This window comes from Streptomyces sp. NPDC037290 (assembly GCF_055603245.1).
Genome location: NZ_JBVJVZ010000001.1, coordinates 621,572 through 642,942 on the forward strand (window position 1 = coordinate 621,572; position 21,371 = coordinate 642,942).

Here is a 21,371-nt window from a genome sequence, read left to right on the forward strand (position 1 = left end):
CCACTGCTCACAGCACCCCTACCTGCCGGTAGATTCAGAGCCTCTTGAACGATCAAGTCTGAAACTTGTTCTAGATTAGCGTCCCGTCGTAGTCTCGCGGGACAGTGCAGGCAGAAGGGGGCACGGAGTGACCGCTGAGGCCCGGGACGCGGGTGCCCAGGAGGACCCCGCGGCCGACGGCGAGCGACCGCTCGACATCGCGCTCCTCACCTACAAAGGGAACCCGTTCTGCGGCGGCCAGGGCGTCTACGTCCGGCACCTCTCGCGCGAGCTGGCGCGGCTCGGCCACCGGGTCGAGGTCATCGGCTCGCAGCCGTACCCCGTCCTCGACGAGGGCTACCCCGGCCTCACCCTCACCGAGCTGCCCAGCCTCGACCTCTACCGCCAGCCGGACCCCTTCCGCACCCCGGGGCGGGACGAGTACCGGGACTGGATCGACGCCCTGGAAGTCGCGACGATGTGGACCGGCGGCTTCCCCGAGCCGCTGACCTTCTCGCTGCGCGCCCGCCGCCATCTGCGCGCCCGCCGCGGCGAGTTCGACGTCGTCCACGACAACCAGACCCTCGGCTACGGGCTCCTGGGCGACATCGGCGCCCCCCTGGTCACCACCATCCACCACCCCATCACCGTCGACCGGCAGCTGGAGCTGGACGCGGCCGGCACCTGGCAGCGCCGCTACTCGGTGCGCCGCTGGTACGCCTTCACCGGGATGCAGAAGCGCGTCTCACGCCGGCTGCCCTCGATCCTCACCGTGTCCGGCAGCTCCCGCCAGGAGATCGTGGACCACCTCGGCGTCCGCGACGACCGCGTCCACGTCGTCCACATCGGCGCCGACACCGATCTGTTCGCGCCGAATCCGGCGGTGCCCCAGGTGCCGGGCCGGATCGTCACCACCTCCAGCGCCGATGTGCCGCTCAAGGGACTGGTGTTCCTGGTGGAGGCGCTCGCCAAGGTGCGCACCGAGCACCCGGCCGCCCATCTCGTCGTCGTCGGCAAGCGACCGGCCGAGGGCCCGGTCGCGGCGGCGGTCGAGCGCTACGGCCTCGAAGGTGCCGTCGAGTTCGTCAAGGGCATCTCCGACGCCGAGCTGGTCGACCTGATCCGCTCGGCCGAGGTCGCCTGCGTGCCCTCGCTGTACGAGGGCTTCTCACTCCCCGCCGCCGAGGCCATGGCCACCGGCACCCCGCTTCTCGCCACCACCGGCGGCGCCATCCCCGAGGTCGCCGGCCGCGACGGCGAGACCTGCCTGGCCGTACCGCCCGGCGACGCGGGGGCACTGGCCGCCGGCCTCGGCCGGCTGCTCGGTGACCCGCAGCTGCGGACCCGGCTCGGCCGGGCCGGCCGTGAGCGGGTGCTGCAGAAGTTCACCTGGGCGCGCGCCGCCGAAGGCACCGTGGCCCACTATCGCGAGGCCATCGCCCGCTCCCGCCGCTCCGCGGCGGCCGCCGGCGGCTTTGCGGCCCAGGACCCCGGCCGCTCCGCGGCCCCGGCAAGTGTTGCAGGCGTCTCTTCCGAAAGCAGGGCCACGTGCTGACCGTCGACTTCTCCCGGTTCCCGCTCGCCCCCGGCGACCGTGTCCTGGACCTCGGCTGCGGGGCCGGCCGGCACGCCTTCGAGTGCTACCGGCGCGGCGCCCAGGTCGTGGCCCTGGACCAGAACGGCGAGGAGATCCGCGAGGTCGCCAAGTGGTTCGCGGCGATGAAGGAGGCCGGCGAGGCACCCGAGGGCGCCACCGCGACGGCCATGGAGGGCGACGCACTCGCCCTGCCCTTCCCCGACGAGTCCTTCGACGTCGTCATCATCTCCGAGGTGATGGAGCACATCCCCGACGACAAGGGCGTACTCGCCGAGATGGTCCGCGTCCTCAGGCCGGGCGGCCGCATCGCCATCACCGTGCCGCGCTACGGCCCCGAGAAGGTCTGCTGGGCGCTGTCCGACGCCTACCACGAGGTCGAGGGCGGCCACATCCGCATCTACAAGGCCGACGAACTGGTCGCGAAGGTCCGCGAGGCCGGCCTGAAGCCGTACGGCAGCCATCACGCGCACGCCCTGCACTCGCCGTACTGGTGGCTGAAGTGCGCGTTCGGCGTCGACAACGACAAGGCGCTGCCGGTGCGGGCGTACCACAAGCTGCTGGTCTGGGACATCATGAAGAAGCCGCTCGCCACCCGGGTCGCCGAGCAGGCGCTGAACCCGCTGATCGGCAAGAGCTTCGTGGTCTACGCGACCAAGCCGCACCTGCCGCGCGTGTCCGACGAGGCGGCCGCCAAGTGACCACTCCCCGGACAGAACACCTCGTCCTGCCCGGGGTCCTCACCGCCGGGCAGGCCGCCGCGACCGTTCGCGGCATCCTCGCCGTACAGCGGGAGGACGGTGCGATCCCGTGGTTCCGCGGGCACCACCTGGACCCGTGGGACCACACCGAGGCCGCGATGGCCCTGGACGCGGCCGGCGAGCACGAGGCCGCCGAGCGGGCGTACGGCTGGCTGGCCCGGCACCAGAACGAGGACGGATCCTGGTACGCCGCCTACGCCGACGGCGCCCACGACGACGTCACCGACCGCGCCCGCGAGTCGAACTTCGTCGCCTACATAGCCGTAGGCGTGTGGCACCACTACCTGTCCACCGGCGACGACACCTTCCTGGACCGCATGTGGCCGGCCGTCTACGCGGCCGTCGAGTGGGTGCTCGCCCTCCAGCAGCCCGGCGGCCAGATCGGCTGGCGCCGCGACGACGACGGAACGCCCACCGCGGACGCCCTGCTCACCGGCAGCTCCTCCATCCACCACGCGCTGCGCTGCGCCCTCGCCATCGCCGAGCAGCGCGAGGAGCCGCAGCCCGACTGGGAGTTGGCACTCGGAGGGCTGCGCCACGCGATCCGCCGCCACCCGGAGCGCTTCCTGGACAAGGACCGCTACTCGATGGACTGGTACTACCCCGTCCTCGGCGGCGCGCTGACCGGCGAGGAGGCCAAGGCCCGCATCGAGGAGTCCTGGGACCGTTTCGTCGTCCCCGGCGCGGGCGTGCGCTGCGTCGTGCCCAACCCCTGGGTCACCGGCGGCGAGTCCAGCGAACTCGCCCTGGCCCTGTGGGCGGTGGGGGAGTCCGACCGTGCCCTCGCGATCCTCCAGTCCATCCAGCACCTGCGCGACCCCGAAAGCGGCCTGTACTGGACGGGCTACGTCTTCGAGGACGACGCGATCTGGCCCCGTGAACTCACCAGCTGGACCGCCGGCTCCCTGCTGCTGGCGGTCGCCGCGCTGGGCGGCCACGAGGCCACGTGCGCGGTGTTCGGGGGAGAGCACCTGCCGACCGGCCTGGACCCCGACTGCTGCCGCTGAACGGACAGCCGGGCCGGGGTCCGGGGTTCAGTGCCGGTGCATACGGTTGGCGACGGCGTGGCCCACGAACAGGTAGACGACCGCCGCCAGGCCGTAGCCGGCGACCACGCGGGCCCAGGCCTCGTTGAACGTGAAGAGGTCGTGGGACCAGCCCGCCAGCCATGCGGCGGCGTCATGGACGAACTGCACCAGGCTGTTGGCCCGGTTCGCGTCCAGCAGGTACATCAGGATCCACAGGCCGAGGATCAGGGCCATGATGTCGGCGACGACCGCGATGACCGTCCCGGCCTGATTCGCACTGTTGCGATATCGAGGGGACATACCTTCCGGATTGCCGGGCGGTGGCCGGTGAAACCCGTACGGCGGCCCCCGAGTGGCGGAGCCGGCCGCCACGGGTGAGGCTGCCGGAGGAAGCAGATCGCTCGGGGAGGACACGTCCGGAGGACTTCCGTGCCCGTACCGATACGGCGCCTCTGCCTGGCGCTCACGCTGTGCTGCGCCCTGCTGGCCGGCTCCACCGCCTGCGGCGGCAGCGAGAACACCGGCGAGAAGACCAGTACGAAGGACACCACGGCGGTCCAGGCCGTCCCCGCCGCCCAGACCCCCACCCCGACCACGTCCGCGGAACGGCGCAAGTTCGCCAAGACGCGCTTCGTGCTCGACGCCGGTCTCGCGGCCGGAGCCACCTACCAGTGGATCGTGAAGCCCTGGAAGGCCGGGAAGTTCAAGAAGGGCGCCAAGGGCCGCAAGACGGCCCTGGTGAAGGCCGGTCTCGCCGGCGCCTTCGCCTACAACCGCCTCAAGGCGGCCCAGAAGAACGCCCAGGGCGATCCGGCACTCGCCAAGGCCCTCGCCCCGCTCGGCGCCGGCATCGACGCCCTGAAGAACCTGCCGTCCAAGCTGCGCAACGGTGACACCGACGCGGTCTCCGCCTTCAGCGACGTCATCGGCAACGTCAAGAGCGCGGGCGCGAGCGCCGGCGCCCCGGTCAAGGACCAGGTGCCCTCGGCGTCCCAGCTCACCAAGGGCAGCTAGGAGTTCAGCTCGGCGAGCACCCTGAGGGTGCGCGGGTCGGGTGACAGGGCCAGCAGGTCCGTCACCGGACCCGCCCGCCACAACTGGAGCCGCTCGGCGATGCGTTCACGCGGACCGACCAGCGAGATCTCGTCCGCGAAGGCGTCGGGCACGGCCAGTACCGCCTCCTGCCGCCGGCCCGCGAGGAACAGTTCCTGGATCCGCCGCGCCTCCCCCTCGTAGCCCATGCGCGCCATCAGGTCGGCGTGGAAGTTGCGGGACGCGTGCCCCATCCCGCCGATGTAGAAGCCGAGCATCGCCTTGACCGGCAGCAGCCCCTCCGCGACGTCGTCGCACACCTGCACCCGGGCCATCGGAGCCACCATGAACTCCTTCGGCAGCTCCCGTACCACGTCCCCGTACACCTCGGGCCGGCTCGGCGCCCAGTACAGCGGCAGCCAGCCGTCGGCGACCCGGACGGTCTGGGCCACGTTCTTCGGGCCCTCGGCGCCGAGCAGGACGGGCAGACCGGCCCGCAGGGGATGGGTGATCGGCTTGAGCGGCTTGCCGAGTCCCGTGCCGTCAGGCCCCCGGTAGGGCAGCGGATGGAACCGCCCGTCCACCTCCACCGGCGCCTCGCGCCGCAGCACCTGCCGTACGGCGTCCACGTACTCCCGGGTCGCGGTCAGCGGCGACCCGGGGAACGGACGCCCGTACCACCCCTCCACCACCTGCGGCCCGGACAGGCCGAGGCCGAGCATCATCCGCCCGCCGGAGAGGTGGTCCAGGGTGAGGGCGTGCATCGCGGTGGTGGTCGGCGACCGGGCGGCCATCTGGGCAACGGCCGTGCCCAGCTTGATCGTCGACGTCTGGGCGGCGATCCAGGTGAGCGGCGTGAAGGCGTCCGACCCCCACGACTCGGCCGTCCACACGGAGTCGTAGCCGAGCCGTTCCGCCTCCTGGGCGAGCGGCACATGACCGGCGTCCGGACCGCGTCCCCAGTACCCGAGTGCGAGACCGAGCCGCATACACCCGCCTCCTGACGCTCCGTCAGTTCACTGGTAGGGAGGCGACTGTACGACAACGGCCCCCCGCCCGGAAGGGCGAGGGGCCGGTACGGCGGTGTACGCGGACTCAGCCGCGCTGGATGCCGGAGGTGTCCTGGAGCACGCCACGGCGACCGTCCTGGGTCTGCGCGACCAGCGCGGCACCGCGCTGCTCGACGGCCAGGTACCAGGTGCCCGGCGCCAGTTCGGCGATCGGCGTCGGCGAACCGTCCTCGGCGAACAGCGGGCGGTTGACCGGAACGGCGAACCAGAACGGGGAGAAGTCCGCGGCGACGGGCTGCGCCGGCGCCGGAGCCCCCTGAGGGGCCGGCGGCTGCTGCCCGAACGGCTGCCCCGGCTGCGGCTGCGCGCCGTAGGGCTGGGCCGGGGCTCCCGGGTAGCCGTAACCACCGGGCGGCTGAGCGCCGTAGGGCTGCGGGGCGACCGGCTTCGGGGCCGGGAGCAGGGCGGCCTGCAGGGCGGGAACGAGGGGGGTGGCGATGGCGGCACCCGCGAGGACGAGAGCCGCGATGAAGCCGAGGATGAGGCCCGCGCCGGCGTCCACCCCGTCGGGCACGTCGATCAGCGTCCACAGCAGCGTCCAGGCCGTCAGGACCGGGAACGCGGCGCCGACCTGGCCGAGGTCGAGCCCGAGCACCTTGCGCTGCTCGGGCAGACAGCGGTTGACGACGATGAGGACGGCACCGATGACCGCGCCCATGTAGATGCCCAGGCTCATGCCCAGGTCGTCCCACGCGTTCCGGCTCTGGCTGGCGCCGAAGGCGGAGATGCTCTCGAAAGTGAGGAACGACGCGATGAACAGCACCACCGCTGCTCCGATCACCACGCCGTCGCCTCTAGTGAGGGAGCGGATATTCACTTCAGGTCCTTCGTAAGTCGTCTCGTCGTCGGTAGACACTACCGTCCACAAGATCCGGCTGTCCGGCCGGTTCCGCCCGCCGGTCACGACCCGCGCAGGAAACTCACGATTCCCTCAGAGATCCCTTGCGCCGCCTTCTGCCGCCAGGCCCCGCTGGTCAGCAGTGCCGCGTCCTTGCTATCGCGCATGTTGCCGCACTCGATGAACACCTTCGGAACCGTTGACAGATTGAGACCGCCGAGGTCCGTACGTGTGACGAGACCGGTACCTTCGCCGACGTAGTTGGACGGCGGCTCGCCGGTGTCGCGCAGGAACGTGCCGGCGATGCGGGTGCCGAGGTCGTGCGAGGGGTCGACGATCGGCCGGGTGTCGGCGGCACCGGCGTGCACGGACCCCGGCAGGATGACGTGGAAGCCGCGGTTGCCCTCGGTGGAGCCGTCGGCGTGGATGGAGATCGCCGCGTCCGCGTGCGCGGCGTTGCCGATGCGGGCCCGCTCGTCCACGCACGGCCCCCAGGCGGGGCTGTCGCCGTCATGGGTCAGCTTCACCGTGGCGCCCTGCTGCTCCAGCAGCGTGCGCAGCCGGTGGGCGACATCGAGGGTGAACTGGGCCTCGGTGTAACCGGCGTTGGTGGACGTACCGGTGGTGTCGCACTCCTTCCAGTTCGTCCCGATGTCCACCTTCTGGTTGATCTCGGCCGTGTGCTGGAAGTTGCCCGGGTTGTGTCCGGCGTCGACGAGGACGACCTTGCCCTGCAGCGGACCGGACCCGGGGGTCCCCGAGGACCGCTTGCCGTCGTCGGCGGGGGAAGGGGAGCGGTCCGACGGCGTGGCGGGCGCGGGGGAGGACGCGGCGGAGCCGCGGGGCGCCGAGGCCCCGTCGCCGCCGCCCACCGCCTCGTACACCAGCCAGCCGAGCAGCGCGCCGGGCACCAGCGCGGCGAGCGCCACGGTCAACGGGCCGCGCCGGGGCCGGCGGGGCTGCGGGGGATCGAAGTCCGGGCCTACGTACGACACGTCTGCGACTCTAACCGGGGCTTCAGATCCCGGCGCCCGTTCGCCGCAGGACACGCAGGGAGCCGGTCACCGAGACCTCCGTGAACGCCCCCGACTCCAGGGCCCGCAGGTACACCCGGTACGGCGCCTGGCCGGTGAACTCGTCCTCGGGGTGCGGGAACACGTCGTGGATGACGAGGAGGCCGCCCTCGGCCACATGGGGTGCCCAGCCCTCGTAGTCGGCGGTGGCGTGCTCGTCCGTGTGGCCGCCGTCGACGAACACGAGACCGAGCGGGGAGTTCCAGATCGCGGCGATCTGCGGGGAGCGCCCGACGACGGCGACCACGTGCTCCTCGAGCCCCGCCCTGAACAGCGTCCGGCGGAAGGCGGGCAGGGTGTCCATCAGCCCGACCTGCGGATCGACGGTCTCGGGATCGTGGTAGTCCCACCCGGGCTGCTGCTCCTCGCTGCCCCGGTGGTGGTCGACGGTCAGCGCCGTGACCCCGGCCGCACGGGCGGCGTCGGCGAGCAGCACGGTGGAACGCCCGCAGTACGTGCCCACCTCCAGCAACGGCAGCCCCAGCAGTCCCGCCTCCACCGCGGCCGCGTACAACGCCAGCCCCTCGTCCACGGGCATGAACCCCTTCGCCCCTTCGAACGCGGCCAGGATCTCGGGCTTGGGGGCGGGGACGGGCATGGGGGGCCTTCCGGTCGTACGGGTGTTCTGGGGGCCCATGCTGCCGCACCCCCGGTCGGTCGTTCGACAGGGGGTGCGTACAGCGCCCTGAAGGGGCGTGGGGAACTGGGCGGTCGACCACGACGGCGCGGCACACGCCGTACGGCAGAACCCCCCGGGCTCTAGGCGCTCACAGCCTCTCCCGGCAAGGAAAGATCCAGATCGACAGCCCGTTCCTCACCCGAATGCGTGGCGGAAGACGCGAGCGGCCCGTGCCCCGCAGCCCGTGCGGCCAGCACGTACGCCCCCTGCGCCGGCACCGCGAGCACATAACCGCCGTTCTCGTCGGAGACGGTCGCCCCCGCCTGCCGCCCCCGCCGGTCGATCAGGGTCACCTTGGCCCGGGCGACCGGGGCCCCGTCGGCACCGAGAACCCGTCCCCGGAACCCACGCAGCACCTCCTCGGCCTGTTCCAGCACGGCGTCCTCCTCGCTGCTGGCCCGGAGCCGGGTGTGCTCCTGCTGGGCCGCGCGGCGGGCGTTCGGCAGGAACAGGGCCAGCAGCAGTCCCACCGCCACCGCGGCCGTGGCGATCAGGAAGGACACCCGGAACCCGTGCATGGTCGGAACGGCGATGCCGCCCACGTTCTTCGCCGTGTTGGCCAGCACCATGCCGATGACGGCGCTCGACACCGACGTGCCGATGGACCGCATCAGCGTGTTGAGGCCGTTCGCCGCGCCGGTCTCGGAGGCGGGCACCGCGCCGACGATCAGCGCGGGCAGCGAGGAGTAGGCGAGGCCGATGCCGGCGCCGAGGACGACGGACGTGACGATCGTCTGCCAGGCCGCGTCCATCAGGCCGAGGCCGCCGCCGTAGCCGATCGCGATGATCAGCAGGCCGATGATGAGCGTGGTCTTCGGGCCGTACTTGGCGGACAGGCGGGCGTAGACGGGCGCGGTGAACATCATCGTCAGGCCCAGCGGGGCCACGCACAGACCGGCGACGACCATGGACTGGCCGAGGCCGTAGCCGGTGGCCTTCGGCAGCTGGAGCAGCTGGGGCAGGACGAGTGAGACGACGTAGAACGCGACGCCGACCATGATCGACGCGAGGTTCGTGAAGAGGACGGCCGGGCGCGCGGTGGTGCGCAGGTCGACCAGGGGTGCCTGGACGCGCAGCTCGTACAGGCCCCACAGGAGGAGGACCACGACGGAGGCGGCGAACAGGCCGAGCGTCGTACCGGACGACCAGCCCCAGTCGCTGCCCTTGGTGATGGGGAGCAGGAGCAGGACCAGGCCGGTGGACAGGCCGAGCGCGCCGAGCAGGTCGAAGGAGCCCTCCGCGCGCATCGGGGACTCGGGGACGACGAGGAGGGTGAGGGTGATGGCGAGCGCGCCGAGGCCCGCGGCGCCGTAGAACAGGGCGTGCCAGTCGGTGTGCTGGGCGACGAGGGCCGCGGCGGGCAGCGCGAGGCCGCCGCCGACGCCGATGGAGGAGCTCATCAGGGCCATGGCGGAGCCGAGCTTCTCGCGCGGCAGCATGTCGCGCATCAGGCCGATGCCGAGCGGGATCGCGCCCATGGCGAAGCCCTGCAGCGTCCGGCCGACGATCATGGTGAGCAGCTGGCTGGTGAGCGCGCTGACCAGGGCGCCGACCACCATGACGGCGAGGCTGAGGATGAGCATCCGCCGCTTGCCGTAGAGGTCGCCGAGCCGGCCCATGATCGGGGTGGCGACGGCGCCGGACAGGAGGGTCGAGGTCAGCACCCAGGTGGCGTTGGAGGGAGCGGTGTCCAGCAGCTGCGGCAGGTCCTTGATGACCGGCACGAGCAGGGTCTGCATCACCGCGACGACGATGCCCGCGAAGGCGAGCACCGGGACCACGGCGCCGTTCGCCCTCCGGGCCGGTTGATCGGTCGTCGTGTGGGTCATTGAGTCGAGGCCTCCCCGTAGAGATAAGTACCGGCTAAACCTCGTATGCACAGGCAACTATTCCGTTGCTTCGGGCCCCTAATGAATCCTTGACCAGGTCATGGGTTTCTGATCTGCCGTCAGGGGGTGGTGAACTTATGGAACGCGTTCTACTCTGCGCGCCATGAAGGCCTATGTCGCCGGGGTCGGGATGACGAGGTTCGAGAAGCCCGAGACCCGTTCATGGCAGTACTGGGACATGGTGCGGGAGGCGGGGAGCGCGGCGCTGCGGGACGCGGGCGTCACCTACGCCGATGTGGAACAGGTTCCCGTCGGCTACTGCTTCCAGCCCTCGACCGCCGGCCAGCGCGCCGCCTACGAACTGGGGCTCACCGGCATCCCCGTCTACAATGTCAACAACAACTGCGCGACCGGCTCGACCGCGCTGATGCTCGCCCGGCAGCTCGTCGAAGGGGGCGCAGCCGACTGCGTACTGGCGCTGGGCTTCGAGAAGATGAAGAAGGGCGCACTCGGTGGCGGCGCGGACGGAGGCGACATGTCGGCCTCTCCCGTCGCCCGGCACTACGGGATCATGGCCGCCCGGCACGGCTTCGAGGCGACCCCGCCCACCGCGCAGATCTTCGGCGACGCGGCCCGCGAGCACATGGAGAGGTACGGCACGACCGAGGCACAGCTGGCCGCGGTCGCCGCGAAGAACCACCGGCACTCCGCGCACAACCCCTACGCCCAGTTCCGGGACGTGTACGACGTCGCCGGCATCCTCGCCTCCCGTACCGTCCACCGGCCGCTCACCAAGCTCCAGTGCTCGCCGACCTCGGACGGCGCGGCGGCCGCCGTGGTGGTGTCGCAGCGGTTCGCCTCCCGGCGCGGGCTCACCGGACTCGTGGAGATCGCCGGGCAGGCCATGACCACGGACACCGAGGAGTCCTTCGCCTCCGGCTCCTGCATCGACGTCGTCGGGCAGCCCATGTCCCGGGACGCGGCCCGGCAGGCGTACGAGCGCTCCGGGCTCGGCATCGAGGACGTCGACGTGATCGAACTGCACGACTGCTTCTCGGTCAATGAACTGCTGACGTACGAGGCGCTCGGCATGTGCGCCCCCGGGGAGTCCGGGAAGCTGGTCGAGTCGGGCGCGACGACGTACGGCGGCCGTTGGGTGGTGAACCCGTCGGGCGGGCTGATCTCCAAGGGGCATCCGCTGGGCGCGACCGGGATCGCGCAGACGGCCGAGCTGGTGTGGCAGCTGCGCGGCGGGGCGGGAGAACGGCAGGTGCCGGGCGCGCGGGTGGGGCTCGCGCACAACATCGGGCTGGGCGGGGCGGCGGTGGTGACGCTCCTGCGGGCGGTCTAGGCCGGACGTCCTACGCCCGGTGGTCCGAAATGCCGATGCAAGGACCGTAACCGGGTTGAGAGCATGACACCCATGCTGGAAGCCGCCGACACCACACCCCTCATATCCCGCCGTGCGACCGCGCCCACCTGGCTGGTGGTGGCGCTCGCCTGCGCCGGACAGTTCCTGGTCGTCCTCGACGTGTCGGTGGTGAACGTCGCCCTGCCGTCCATGCGGGCCGGCCTCGGCCTGACCCCGTCCGGTCTGCAGTGGGTGGTGAACGCGTACGCCATCGCCTTCGCCGGGTTCATGCTGCTCGGCGGCCGGGCCGGCGACCTGTACGGGCGCAAGCGGATGTTCCTGGTCGGCCTCGGCCTGTTCACACTGGCCTCGCTGGGCGGGGGCCTCGCCCAGGAGGGCTGGCAGCTGCTGCTGGCGCGGGCCGTGCAGGGGCTCGGCGCGGCGGTGCTGGCGCCCTCGACGCTGACCCTGCTGACCTCGGCCGTGCCGGAGGGGGCGGCGCGGGCGCGCGCCATCGCCACCTGGACCGCGGTCGGCGCCGGCGGCGGGGCGGCGGGCGGGCTCGTCGGCGGGGTCCTCGTGGACCTGCTGTCCTGGCGCTGGGTGCTGCTGATCAACGTGCCGGTGGGCGCGCTGGTGCTGGCCGGCTCCGTGCGCCGGCTCACCGAGAGCCGGGCCGGTGACGGGCGGCGCCTCGACCTGCCGGGCGCGCTGCTGGTGACGGCGGGCCTCGCGACCCTGGCCTACGGCATCTCGCAGACGGAGGCGGAGGGCTGGACCGCCGCCGCCACCCTGCTGCCGCTGCTCGCCGGGCTGCTGCTGATCGCCCTGTTCCTGCTGGTCGAGGCGCGTACGGCGGCCCCGCTGATGCCGCTCGGCCTGCTGCGGCTGCGCTCGGTCGCCTCGGCCAACGCGGCGATGTTCCTCTCCGGCTCGGCCATGTTCTGCATGTGGTACTTCATGACCCTCTACGCCCAGAACGTCCTCGGCTACACGCCGCTGGAGGCCGGCGTCGCCCTCGTACCGAGCTCGCTGTCCGTGGTCGTCGGCTCCAAGCTGGCGCCGCGCCTGATGCGGACGGCGGGCGCGCGGACCGTGGCGACACTGGGCACGCTGGTGGCCGCGGCGGGCTTCGGCTGGCAGTCGACGATGAGCGCGCACGAGGCGTACGTCACCGCGATCATGATCCCGGGGATCCTGATGATGCTCGGCGCGGGACTGGCGGCGACCCCGCTCGCCTCCCTCGCCACGTCGGGGGCGGCGCCGGGCGAGGCCGGGGTGGTGTCGGGGCTGGTCAACACCTCGCGGACGATGGGCGGTTCGCTCGGGCTCGCCGTGATGTCGACCGTCGCGGCTGCCGGCACGGGCCACGGCCCCGGCCCCCAGGCGCTGACGGACGGCTACGCGCTGGCCTTCCGGGGCAGTACGGCGGTGCTGCTGGGCGGGGCGGTACTGATGCTGCTGTGGCTCCCCCGGAAAATCTCTCCGAGATGAGGCAACGGTCCGGGCGGCCCGTGGACTCCTTTTGATGTCTGGGAGGTGCCCATGGGGGACGGGAAGGACGCTCGGGACAAGGAGTTCCAGAGCTTCATGGTCGGCCGCTGGCCGCGGCTGATGCGTACGGCATTTCTCCTCACGGGGGAGCAGCACGCCGCCGAGGACCTGGTCCAGTCGACGCTGGAGCGGATCTACGTGTCCTGGCGCAAGGTCGGCGCGGCCGACGATCCGGAGGCGTATGTACGGCGCGTGATGATCAATCTGCATGCGCGTAAACACCGAAGAAGGCTCAAGGAGTTCCTGGCCCCGAAGGACGAATCGGGCCTGGTGCACGAGCCGGCCGACACGGAGGACCGGATCGCGCAGGCCGACGACCGCAGCACGCTGCTCAAGGCGCTCGTCCAACTGCCCGTGCGGCAGCGGGAGGCAGTGGTCCTGCGCTACTGGGAGGACCTGACGGAGACCCAGGCGGCGGAAGCGATGGGCTGCTCGGTCGGCACGGTCAAGAGCAACGCGGCCAAGGGGATCGCGAAGCTCCGGGCCATACCGGCACTGGCCGAGACGGTGACGCACGGAGGGCGGAAGTAGATGAGCGCGGACCGGGAGAACCACGACATGACGCAGACGGACATCGCCTTCCTCCTGGCGGACGCCGCGGACGAGGTCGAGATCGGCATAGCCCCCGTGGAGGCGGTCATCCGCGGCGGCCGCCGCCGCAGAGCCCGCCGCTGGGCAGTGGCGACGGCGACGGTCCTGGTGCTCGCGGGGTCGACGGGCGCGACGCTGGCGGTCACCGGCCTGCCCGGCCACGCCGACCGGAAGTCGGCCGTGGCGGACGAGCCGTCGAGCCCCGAGGCCCGGAATGTGGACATTCCGCAGGAAACGGAGGTGGCGCGCGGGACGGACCACGGCAAGAACTGGCGTGTGGTCGTCTCCGTGTGGGGAGCGCCGCGGGACGAGTCGGAGGCGGCCCTGCAGCTGGCCGCGATGCGCAGGTACGGCATCGAGCCGGCCCTGCTTCCCGACCACCGGCACCGGCACCTGGTCGGCATGACCTCGTACTACTCGGGCCTGTACTACGGCGACAACCCGCTCAGACCGATCATTTTCCAAACGCTCAAGGGGTGGGAGCCCCTGACGGGCACGAGCCTGATGTCGGGGGCCCTCACCCTGGGCAAGACGAATTCCGACGGTCCGGTCCGGCTCGTGGTGGGTGAGGTCGCCATTACCGCCCGGCAGGTCAAGTGTTACTGGAAGGACGGCACCAACACCGTGGTCGAGCCCCAGGCGGTGGCCGGCTCGCCGGTGGAGTGGTTCGCCTGCACGGCCCCGGAGGGGACGGCCTACCAGAACGCGGAGGTGATCCAGTAGCAGCGCTCGTGGGTCAAAGCCACCCCTGCTGCCGGGCCTCCCGCACCGCCTCCGCCCGGTTCCGGGTGCCGGTCTTGCCGATCGCCGAGGACAGGTAGTTGCGGACGGTGGACTCGGACAGGTGCAGCCTGCCGGCGATGTCGGCGACCGTCGCCCCGTCCACCGACGCCTTCAGCACGTCGCACTCACGGGCCGTCAGCGGACTCGGTCCGGCGCTGAGCGCGGCGGCGGCCAGCGCCGGGTCGACGACGGTCTCCCCGGTGAGCACGCGCCGGATCGCCGCGGCCAGTTCCTCCACGGGACCGTCCTTGACGAGGAACCCGGCCGCCCCGGCCTCCATGGCCCTGCGCAGATAGCCGGGCCGCCCGAAGGTGGTGAGGATCAGCACCCGGCAGTCGGGCGCCTGCTCCCGCAGCTCCGCCGCCGCGTCCAGCCCGCTGATGCCCGGCAGTTCGATGTCCAGCAGGGCCACGTCCGGCCGGTGGGTGAGGACGGCGTCGACGATGGCGTCTCCCGAGCCCAGCTGGGACACCACCTCGATGTCCTCCTCCATGCCGAGCAGCAGAGCGAGCGCGCCACGCATCATGCCCTGGTCCTCGGCGAGCAGTACCCGAATGGACCTGGCCCTCCGGTGCTCCCGGGGCATCTCGTTCATGCGCTCAGGTTACGGCCGGAAACCAGGACCCATCGCCGCGCCGGGGACGCTAGCCTCGCCGCATGCCCGACACCTCGACTGCGCGTTTCTACGACGAGCTGGCCGACGACTACCACCTGATCTACACGGACTGGGCGGCGAGCGCCCGCCGGCAGGGCGGTGCCCTGGACGCCCTGGTCGGCCAGGAGGGCGCCCTGGTGCTGGACTGTTCCTGCGGCATCGGGACGCAGGCCATCGGGCTGGCGCTGCGCGGCCACCGGGTCCTGGGCACCGACCTGAGCGTGCGGGCCGCCGCGCGTGCGGGGAGGGAGGCCGCCCGGCTGGGGCTGACACTGCCGACGGCCGGTGCGGACATGCGGCAACTGCCCTTCCCTGGCGGCCGGTTCGATGCCGTCGTCTGCGCCGACAACGCGCTGCCCCATCTCCTCACGGAGCCGGACGTGCGGGCCGCGCTGGCGGAGATGCGCAGGGTGCTGCGGCCCGGCGGGCGGTTGCTGGTCAGCACTCGCCCCTACGACGAACTGCTGCGCGAGCGGCCGGTCTCGACGCCGCCGCAGGTGCACGGGTCCGCCGACGGCACCGGGCGGAGCATCACCTTCCAGCTCTGGCACTGGCATGACGACGGTGAGCACTACGACCTGGAACTCTTCCGGCTGCTTCCGGAGCAGGGGGAGTGGCGGGCCCGGGTGCACCGGGCCACCTACTGGGCGCTCGGCCGGACACGGCTCGCCGGATTCGCCGCCGCCGCGGGATTCACGGACATCGCCTGGCTGACGCCCGAAAAGACGGGATTCTTCCAGCCGTTGCTCACGGCACGGGCGGCCGCTGTCGATTAAAGACTTGGCATGGTCCCGTGCGGCGGGGGTTGACGCTCCGAGGCCGCGCTCAAACAATCGCCCCTGCATTTCCAGGAATCCATGCAATTTCCACCGTCGAATGGGTTCGGTATTTCGATCGAACTTTGTCCGAAATATCGAACAATGAATCCGAGGTGTTCCGTGCTCATGAGATCCCCCCACATCCGCACCGGGCGGCTGAGAGGCGCCGCCCTGTCCGTCCTCGCGGTCTGCGCGACCCTCGCCGCGCTGCTGCTCGGCACCGGTGCGCCCCAGGCGGCCGCGGCGAGTTCGCTGCCCTGTGACGTCTACGGCGCCGCGGGGACCCCCTGCGTCGCGGCGCACAGCCTGGTCCGGGCGCTGTACGGCTCGTACAACGGCCCGCTCTACCAGGTGCGGCGCGCCTCGGACGGGGCGAAGACCGACATCGGGCTGCTGTCCGCCGGCGGCTACGCCAACGCGGCCGCCCAGGACTCCTTCTGCTCCGGCACGACCTGCGTCATCACCGAGATCTACGACCAGTCCCCGCGCCACAACGACCTCACCGTCGAGGGTGCGGGCGGCGCCGGAGCAGCCGATGTCGGGGCGCCCGCCGACGCCCTGCCGGTGACCGTCGGCGGCCATCAGGTCTACGGCCTGGAGATCTCCGCCGGCATGGGATACCGGGACAACTCCACCTCGGGCGTCGCCGTGAACGGCCAGGCCGAGGGCATGTACATGGTGACGTCCGGCACGCACGTCAACAACCGCTGCTGCTTCGACTACGGCAACGCCGAGACCAACAACAAGGACACCGGCAACGGCCACATGGACGCCATCAACTTCGGCACCGAGTGCTGGTTCTCGCCCTGCTACGGACAGGGCCCGTGGGTGCAGGCCGACCTGGAGAATGGGCTGTTCCAGTCCGACGCCGGATACAGCAAGAACACCTCCAACACCGGCACCGGGCGGTTGCCTTTCGTGACCGCGCTGCTCAAGAACAACGGGCAGAACCATTTCGCGCTCAAATACGGAAATGCCCAGTCCGGCGGCCTCACGACCACCTATTCCGGAGGTGAGCCGACCACGAGCGGATACACGCCGATGCACCAGGAGGGCGCGATCGTCCTCGGCACCGGCGGCGACAACAGCAACGGCTCCATCGGCTCCTTCTTCGAGGGCGTGATGACCTCCGGCATCCCGACGGACGCCGCCGACAACGCCGTCCAGGGCAACATCGTCTCCGTCGGCTACGGCGGCGCGACCGGCAGCACCGGCACCCTGAACCCCGGCTCGGAGATCTCGCTGCGCGCCACCACCTCCTGCTGCACCGCCGACTACGTCCGCCACCAGAACGACGCCGGCGTGCTCTCCTCCATCACCTCGAGCAGCTCGGGCCTGGACAAGAACGACGCGACCTGGATCGTCCGCCGCGGCCTCGCGAGCAGCTCCTGCGTCTCCTTCGAGTCACGCAACTACCCGGGCGACTTCCTGCGCCACTACAACTACAAGCTCTACCGCCAGCCCATGGACGGCACCGCCCAGTTCCGGGCCGACGCCACCTTCTGCCCGCAGACCGGCAAGAGCGGCACCGGCACCTCGTTCGCCTCGTACAACTACCCGACGCGGTACCTGCGCCACTACGCCTACAACCTCTACATAGCGAGCGACGGCGGCTCCAACGACTTCGACAGCAGCACGTCCTGGACCGACGACGTCACCTGGGCGGTCAGCTCGCCCTGGGCGCCGTAGTCACCGTCGGAGCGAACTGCGCCGACTGCACCGGGAGTTCGGCGGTCACCGTGAAACCGCCGCGTGGCGACGGGCCGGCCGTGAGCGAGCCGCCCGCCGCCGCGAGGCGTTCGGTCAGGCCCGTCAGACCCGTGCCGCCGATGCCCTGCTCGGGCCGGCTCACGGGTCTGCCGCTGCCGTTGTCGGTGACGGTCAGCCGGACCTGCTCGGCGCCGCTCTCGACGGTGATCTCACAGCGGTCGGCGTCGCTGTGCCGGACCACGTTGGTGACCGCCTCGCGCACCACCCAGCTCAGCAGCGCCTCCGTCTGCGGTTCGAGCGGCGCACCGGACTGACGCACCACCGGCTCCAGACTCGCCGCGGACAGCGCCGAGCGGGCCCGGGTCAGTTCGGTGGCGAGGCTGCCCTCCCGGTAGCCGGTCACCGCCTCGCGGATCTCGGTGAGCGCCTGCCGGCCCACCGACTCGATGTCCGTGATCTGGCCCAGCGCCGCGTCCAGGTCGCGCTCGGCCAGCCGCCGGGCCGCCTCCGACTTCACCACGATGACCGACAGCGTGTGCCCGAGCAGGTCGTGCAGGTCCCGTGAGAAGCGCAGCCGCTCCTTCTCCACCGCGCGCCGGGCCAGCTCCTCGCGGGCGGCGCGCAGTTCCCGTACGGCCTCGGACAGGCCGAGGATCGCGGCGGTCACCATGCTGGAGATGAACGTGGCGTAGCCGATGCTGGACGCGTCCCCCCAGCCGCCGCGCACATACGAGACGACACCCGCGTACACCGACAGCAGCAGGCCCGTACGGCCCAGCCACGGGCCCCGCAGGGCCGAGCCCGCCGCGAGTCCCAGCAGCGGGAAGAACGTCAGCCAGTCACCGCCGTAGCCGAGGGCCAGCCCCGTGGTCACCAGGCCCATGAGGAGCAGCGCCACCCGGGTGGAGACGGCCTCGCGCTTCGCCCGGTCGAAGGAGCGGAAGGTGACGTAGATGTAGCAGGAGTTGAAGGCCAACAGGCCCAGGCCGCCGACCCACGGGTTCGGGGTCCTGCCCTGGAGCAGGTTGGAGAGGGACCCCATCCCCATCAGCAGCCAGGGCAGCAGGGCGAACCCGGTGGGCGGGGGACCCGGATGGTCGACGTCCGGTTCCTTTCCCCGCTTCCGGGCGGCCCGTTGCGCGGCCTTGAAGCGTTCGTGCTCGGCCCGCCACTGCCGTCGTTCGGCCCGCAGGGCCTGTATCTGGCAGCCGACTGCCCGCGCCCAGTTCATGTCTGTGTTCCCCCGGTCAGATGGTCCCCGCCCGACGGCGGTACGACAGCACGGCGTACGAACCGAACAGAATGAGCCAGGCCGTCAGCACGATGATGGCATCCGCGCCCGGGGCGCGCCCCTCCGATACGGCGGTGCCCAGCTGGGCGAACCGACGGGTGGGGGTCCAGGCCGACAGGCCCTGCAGCCAGCCGGGGAAGAGGGTGATCGGGAACCACAGACCGCCGAGCACCGCGAGCCCCAGATTGCACAGCGTGTTGACCACCCCGGTCGAGGGTCCGGTGAGCCGGTAGCCGTTGCCGAGGCCGAGCAGGGTGAAGGGGACCGAGCCGAGCCACAGCAGCAGCGCGATCGCCGCCCACCGCCAGGCCGCCAGCCGCACCCCGTCGACCAGCCCGCCCGCCGCCAGCACCGCGACGATCGACGGCAGTACGGTCACCACCCCGGTCAGCGCCCGCCCGGTCACCACCTCGCGCGGCGTCATGGGAGTCACGCGCAGTTGCCGCAGCCAGCCGACGGCGCGGTCCTCGGCGACAGCGCCTCCGGTGTTCAGGCCGGATCCCACCGCGCCGTAGGCCGCCATGCCGACCATGGCCGCCGCCTTCCAACTCCGGTCGTTCTCGCCGAGGTTGGTGAACAGGAGGTACATCATCACGGGCATGGCGACGCCGCCGATGACGAAGCCGGGGTCCCGCAGGGTGCGGCGGACTTCCAGACGGATGTAGGCGAGCATCACACCGCCGACCTGTGGGTGCGGACCGGCTGTGGCCGGCCGTGCGGATCCCCGCGCTCCTTCGGGGCGCCGGTGCCGGCCGTGATCGCGAGGAACGCGTCGTCCAGTGAGGCCGGTGTCACCTCGAGGTTCCTGATCGCGCCCCGTTCGGTCAGGGCGATCACCGTCGCGTCCGAGTCGTCGGTGCGCAGCCGGACCCGGCCGCCCCGCACCTCCGCCGAGCGGACCCCGGGCAGCAGGCCGAGGGACTCCGGCTCCCGGCCCGCCAGGTCGACGCAGACCAGGTTGCCGCCCGCCGAGCGCCGCAGGTCCTCGCCCGTCCCGTCGGCGACGATCCGCCCCCGGTCGAGGACCACGATCCGGTCGGCGTACGTGTCCGCCTCCGCCAGGTGGTGCGTGGAGAACAGGACGGTGTGGCCCCGGCGGGCGTACGCGCGCATCGACGCCCAGAAGGCGTGCCGGGCCTCCACGTCCAGCGCCGACGTCGGCTCGTCCAGCACCAGCAGTGCGGGGTCCCCCGCCAGCGCCACGGCGAAGCGCACCCGCTGGACCTGCCCGCCGGACAGCCGGTCCACCCGCCGCCCGGCCAGGTCCGCGATCCCGGCCAGCTCCAGTGCCCGGGCCACCGGCATCGGGGAGGGATAACGGGAGGCCACGAAGGTGACCAGTTCGCCCACGGTCACCCGCGGCACCGGCCGTGCGTCCTGGAGCATCGCGCCCACGCGGCCCGCGCGCACCGACCGCTCCGGTGCCGCGCCGAACAGTTCCACGGCGCCGGCGTCGGGCTCGTACAGCCCGAGCAGCAGCCCGATCGTGGTCGACTTCCCGGCGCCGTTACGGCCCAGCAGGGCGACGGTCTCGCCGCGCCCGATCTCCAGGTCCACGCCGTCCACCGCGCGTACCGCGCCGTGGGTCCTGACCGCCCCCGTGAAGGACACGGCGGTGTTCTCCGTCTGTGTCATGACTACGACGCTAGGGAACGCGGCCCCTCCCGCGGCAGATGCGCATGTACGGACCCGGGCAGTACAAATGTCACCGCGACCACACCTGACACACCGTCAGGAGCCTTCACAACTGCGGGGCGCTGGGCTATACAGAGGGCGCCGGACTGGAACGCGTTCTAGATCGGCCCGTGGCGACCTCGGTGCGGCCGACGGTGCGGACGGCCGTGCCGAGGTCTTGAGACCTCTCAGGAGTCCCATGCCCATCGACCCAGCCAAGGCCCTCGCCGCCGAGCCACGCTCCGGCCCGATCACCTGGACCACGAAGGACGTCCAGCTCTACCACCTCGGCATCGGCGCGGGCATCCCCGCCACGGACCCGGACGAACTGCGCTACACCCTGGAGTCCCGGCTTCACGTCCTGCCGAGCTTCGCCACCGTCGCGGGCTCCGGCGCGCCCGGGGTGATCAGCGGACTGTCCCTGCCCGGCATCGAGGTCGACCTGGCCCGGGTGCTGCACGGCGGGCAGACGCTGCGGATCCACCGCCCCATCCCGGCCGAGGGCACGGCGACGGCGACCCACCGGCTCGCCGCCATCCACGACAAGGGCAAGGCCGCCATCCTGGTCCTGCGCACCGAGGTCGCCGACGCCGACGGACCCCTGTGGACCAACGACGCCCAGATCTTCGTCCGGGGAGAGGGCGGCTGGGGTGGCGACCGGGGCCCCTCCACGCGCCTCGAACCGCCCGCCGGCGAACCCGACCGGACCGTCGAACGCGCCGTCCGCGAGGACCAGGCCCTCCTCTACCGCCTCTCCGGCGACTGGAACCCGCTGCACGCCGACCCCGAGTTCGCCAAGCTCGCCGGGTTCGAACGGCCCATCCTGCACGGCCTGTGCACCTACGGCATCACCCTGAAGGCGGTCGTGGACACGCTGCTCGGCGGCGATGTCAGCCGGGTGCGGTCGTACACCACCCGGTTCGCCGGGGTGGTGTACCCGGGCGAGACCCTGCGCATCCGCATGTGGCGCGGGCAGGGCCGGGTGCGGGTGGCGGTGAGCGCGGCCGACCGGGACGACGCGCCGGTCCTCGCGGACACCGTCGTAGAGCACTCCTGAAACC

At 71.8% G+C, this 21,371-nt stretch carries 21 protein-coding genes; 11 read left to right on the plus strand and 10 right to left on the minus strand.

Going from position 1 to position 21,371, the window contains the following annotated elements; translation table 11 throughout:
* The first annotated feature begins 127 nt into the window (after positions 1 to 127).
* The 3 genes from ACZ7HQ_RS02855 to ACZ7HQ_RS02865 are packed head-to-tail and all read left to right on the plus strand — an operon-like array spanning position 128 to position 3,341.
* On the plus strand, positions 128 to 1,534 hold the full coding sequence (locus ACZ7HQ_RS02855; RefSeq protein ID WP_470983775.1) for a glycosyltransferase family 4 protein: 1,407 nt from the start codon (positions 128 to 130) through the stop codon (positions 1,532 to 1,534).
* The gene (locus ACZ7HQ_RS02860; RefSeq protein ID WP_470983778.1) at positions 1,528 to 2,274 is read left to right on the plus strand and encodes a class I SAM-dependent methyltransferase; all 747 of its coding nucleotides are present in this window, start codon (positions 1,528 to 1,530) and stop codon (positions 2,272 to 2,274) included. The genes ACZ7HQ_RS02855 and ACZ7HQ_RS02860 overlap by 7 nt, the downstream gene beginning before the upstream one ends.
* Positions 2,271 to 3,341 carry a prenyltransferase/squalene oxidase repeat-containing protein gene (locus ACZ7HQ_RS02865; RefSeq protein ID WP_470983780.1) on the plus strand — a complete coding sequence of 357 codons (1,071 nt, stop codon included), beginning with the start codon at positions 2,271 to 2,273 and terminating at the stop codon, positions 3,339 to 3,341. The genes ACZ7HQ_RS02860 and ACZ7HQ_RS02865 overlap by 4 nt, the downstream gene beginning before the upstream one ends.
* 27 nt (positions 3,342 to 3,368) lie before the next feature.
* On the opposite strand, the gene ACZ7HQ_RS02870 is transcribed toward ACZ7HQ_RS02865, so the two are convergent.
* Positions 3,369 to 3,662 (minus strand): hypothetical protein, encoded by a 294-nt coding sequence (locus ACZ7HQ_RS02870; protein WP_470983783.1) that lies wholly within the window; start codon positions 3,660 to 3,662, stop codon positions 3,369 to 3,371.
* A 129-nt stretch (positions 3,663 to 3,791) separates the two neighbouring features.
* Between ACZ7HQ_RS02870 and ACZ7HQ_RS02875 the strand changes: the two genes are divergently transcribed.
* The gene (locus ACZ7HQ_RS02875; protein ID WP_470983786.1) at positions 3,792 to 4,376 is read left to right on the plus strand and encodes a hypothetical protein; all 585 of its coding nucleotides are present in this window, start codon (positions 3,792 to 3,794) and stop codon (positions 4,374 to 4,376) included.
* Here ACZ7HQ_RS02875 and ACZ7HQ_RS02880 read toward each other — a convergent pair.
* From ACZ7HQ_RS02880 to ACZ7HQ_RS02900, 5 genes are all read right to left on the minus strand, one after another.
* Complete coding sequence (locus tag ACZ7HQ_RS02880; protein ID WP_470983789.1) at positions 4,373 to 5,383, minus strand: LLM class F420-dependent oxidoreductase; 1,011 nt, start codon at positions 5,381 to 5,383, stop codon at positions 4,373 to 4,375. The two genes, ACZ7HQ_RS02875 and ACZ7HQ_RS02880, sit on opposite strands and share 4 nt — an antisense overlap.
* Before the next feature lie 106 nt (positions 5,384 to 5,489).
* Positions 5,490 to 6,248 carry a DUF5336 domain-containing protein gene (locus ACZ7HQ_RS02885; protein WP_470983792.1) on the minus strand — a complete coding sequence of 253 codons (759 nt, stop codon included), beginning with the start codon at positions 6,246 to 6,248 and terminating at the stop codon, positions 5,490 to 5,492.
* A 116-nt stretch (positions 6,249 to 6,364) separates the two neighbouring features.
* Positions 6,365 to 7,297, minus strand: a complete 933-nt coding sequence (locus tag ACZ7HQ_RS02890) for an N-acetylmuramoyl-L-alanine amidase (RefSeq protein ID WP_470983795.1) — start codon at positions 7,295 to 7,297, stop codon at positions 6,365 to 6,367.
* Between the two features lie 22 nt (positions 7,298 to 7,319).
* Positions 7,320 to 7,973 (minus strand): class I SAM-dependent methyltransferase, encoded by a 654-nt coding sequence (locus tag ACZ7HQ_RS02895; RefSeq protein ID WP_470983797.1) that lies wholly within the window; start codon positions 7,971 to 7,973, stop codon positions 7,320 to 7,322.
* A gap of 161 nt (positions 7,974 to 8,134) precedes the next feature.
* A complete protein-coding gene (locus ACZ7HQ_RS02900; protein WP_470983800.1) occupies positions 8,135 to 9,883 on the minus strand; it encodes an MFS transporter in 1,749 nt (582 codons plus the stop codon).
* Positions 9,884 to 10,046: 163 nt separating this feature from the next.
* On the opposite strand from ACZ7HQ_RS02900, the gene ACZ7HQ_RS02905 reads away from it, so the two are divergent.
* From ACZ7HQ_RS02905 to ACZ7HQ_RS02920, 4 genes are all read left to right on the plus strand, one after another.
* Complete coding sequence (locus ACZ7HQ_RS02905) at positions 10,047 to 11,234, plus strand: lipid-transfer protein (protein WP_470983801.1); 1,188 nt, start codon at positions 10,047 to 10,049, stop codon at positions 11,232 to 11,234.
* A 63-nt stretch (positions 11,235 to 11,297) separates the two neighbouring features.
* On the plus strand, positions 11,298 to 12,728 hold the full coding sequence (locus ACZ7HQ_RS02910; protein ID WP_470983804.1) for an MFS transporter: 1,431 nt from the start codon (positions 11,298 to 11,300) through the stop codon (positions 12,726 to 12,728).
* Positions 12,729 to 12,779: 51 nt separating this feature from the next.
* Positions 12,780 to 13,319 carry a SigE family RNA polymerase sigma factor gene (locus tag ACZ7HQ_RS02915; protein WP_470983807.1) on the plus strand — a complete coding sequence of 180 codons (540 nt, stop codon included), beginning with the start codon at positions 12,780 to 12,782 and terminating at the stop codon, positions 13,317 to 13,319.
* Entirely contained in the window at positions 13,320 to 14,102 is a 783-nt protein-coding gene (locus ACZ7HQ_RS02920; protein ID WP_470983808.1) for a hypothetical protein, read from the plus strand.
* 13 nt (positions 14,103 to 14,115) lie between these two features.
* Here the strand turns inward: ACZ7HQ_RS02920 and ACZ7HQ_RS02925 are convergent, their stop codons facing one another.
* Complete coding sequence (locus ACZ7HQ_RS02925) at positions 14,116 to 14,757, minus strand: response regulator (protein ID WP_470983811.1); 642 nt, start codon at positions 14,755 to 14,757, stop codon at positions 14,116 to 14,118.
* Between the two features lie 62 nt (positions 14,758 to 14,819).
* Between ACZ7HQ_RS02925 and ACZ7HQ_RS02930 the strand changes: the two genes are divergently transcribed.
* Positions 14,820 to 15,593 (plus strand): class I SAM-dependent methyltransferase, encoded by a 774-nt coding sequence (locus tag ACZ7HQ_RS02930; RefSeq protein WP_470983814.1) that lies wholly within the window; start codon positions 14,820 to 14,822, stop codon positions 15,591 to 15,593.
* A gap of 168 nt (positions 15,594 to 15,761) precedes the next feature.
* A complete protein-coding gene (locus ACZ7HQ_RS02935; protein ID WP_470983815.1) occupies positions 15,762 to 17,324 on the plus strand; it encodes an alpha-L-arabinofuranosidase B in 1,563 nt (520 codons plus the stop codon).
* On the opposite strand, the gene ACZ7HQ_RS02940 is transcribed toward ACZ7HQ_RS02935, so the two are convergent.
* Genes ACZ7HQ_RS02940 through ACZ7HQ_RS02950 form a run of 3 tightly spaced genes read right to left on the minus strand, consistent with a single transcriptional unit; the run spans position 17,302 to position 20,271 of the window.
* Positions 17,302 to 18,576: a sensor histidine kinase gene (locus ACZ7HQ_RS02940; RefSeq protein WP_470983818.1), complete on the minus strand. Its 1,275-nt coding sequence runs from the start codon at positions 18,574 to 18,576 to the stop codon at positions 17,302 to 17,304. The genes ACZ7HQ_RS02935 and ACZ7HQ_RS02940 overlap by 23 nt on opposite strands.
* A gap of 16 nt (positions 18,577 to 18,592) precedes the next feature.
* Positions 18,593 to 19,309: an ABC transporter permease gene (locus tag ACZ7HQ_RS02945; RefSeq protein ID WP_470983821.1), complete on the minus strand. Its 717-nt coding sequence runs from the start codon at positions 19,307 to 19,309 to the stop codon at positions 18,593 to 18,595.
* The gene (locus ACZ7HQ_RS02950) at positions 19,309 to 20,271 is read right to left on the minus strand and encodes an ABC transporter ATP-binding protein (RefSeq protein ID WP_470983823.1); all 963 of its coding nucleotides are present in this window, start codon (positions 20,269 to 20,271) and stop codon (positions 19,309 to 19,311) included. The genes ACZ7HQ_RS02945 and ACZ7HQ_RS02950 overlap by 1 nt, the downstream gene beginning before the upstream one ends.
* Before the next feature lie 238 nt (positions 20,272 to 20,509).
* Here ACZ7HQ_RS02950 and ACZ7HQ_RS02955 point away from each other — a divergent pair, with 238 nt between their 5' ends.
* Entirely contained in the window at positions 20,510 to 21,367 is an 858-nt protein-coding gene (locus ACZ7HQ_RS02955) for a MaoC/PaaZ C-terminal domain-containing protein (protein ID WP_470983826.1), read from the plus strand.
* The last annotated feature ends 4 nt before the right edge of the window (positions 21,368 to 21,371 follow it).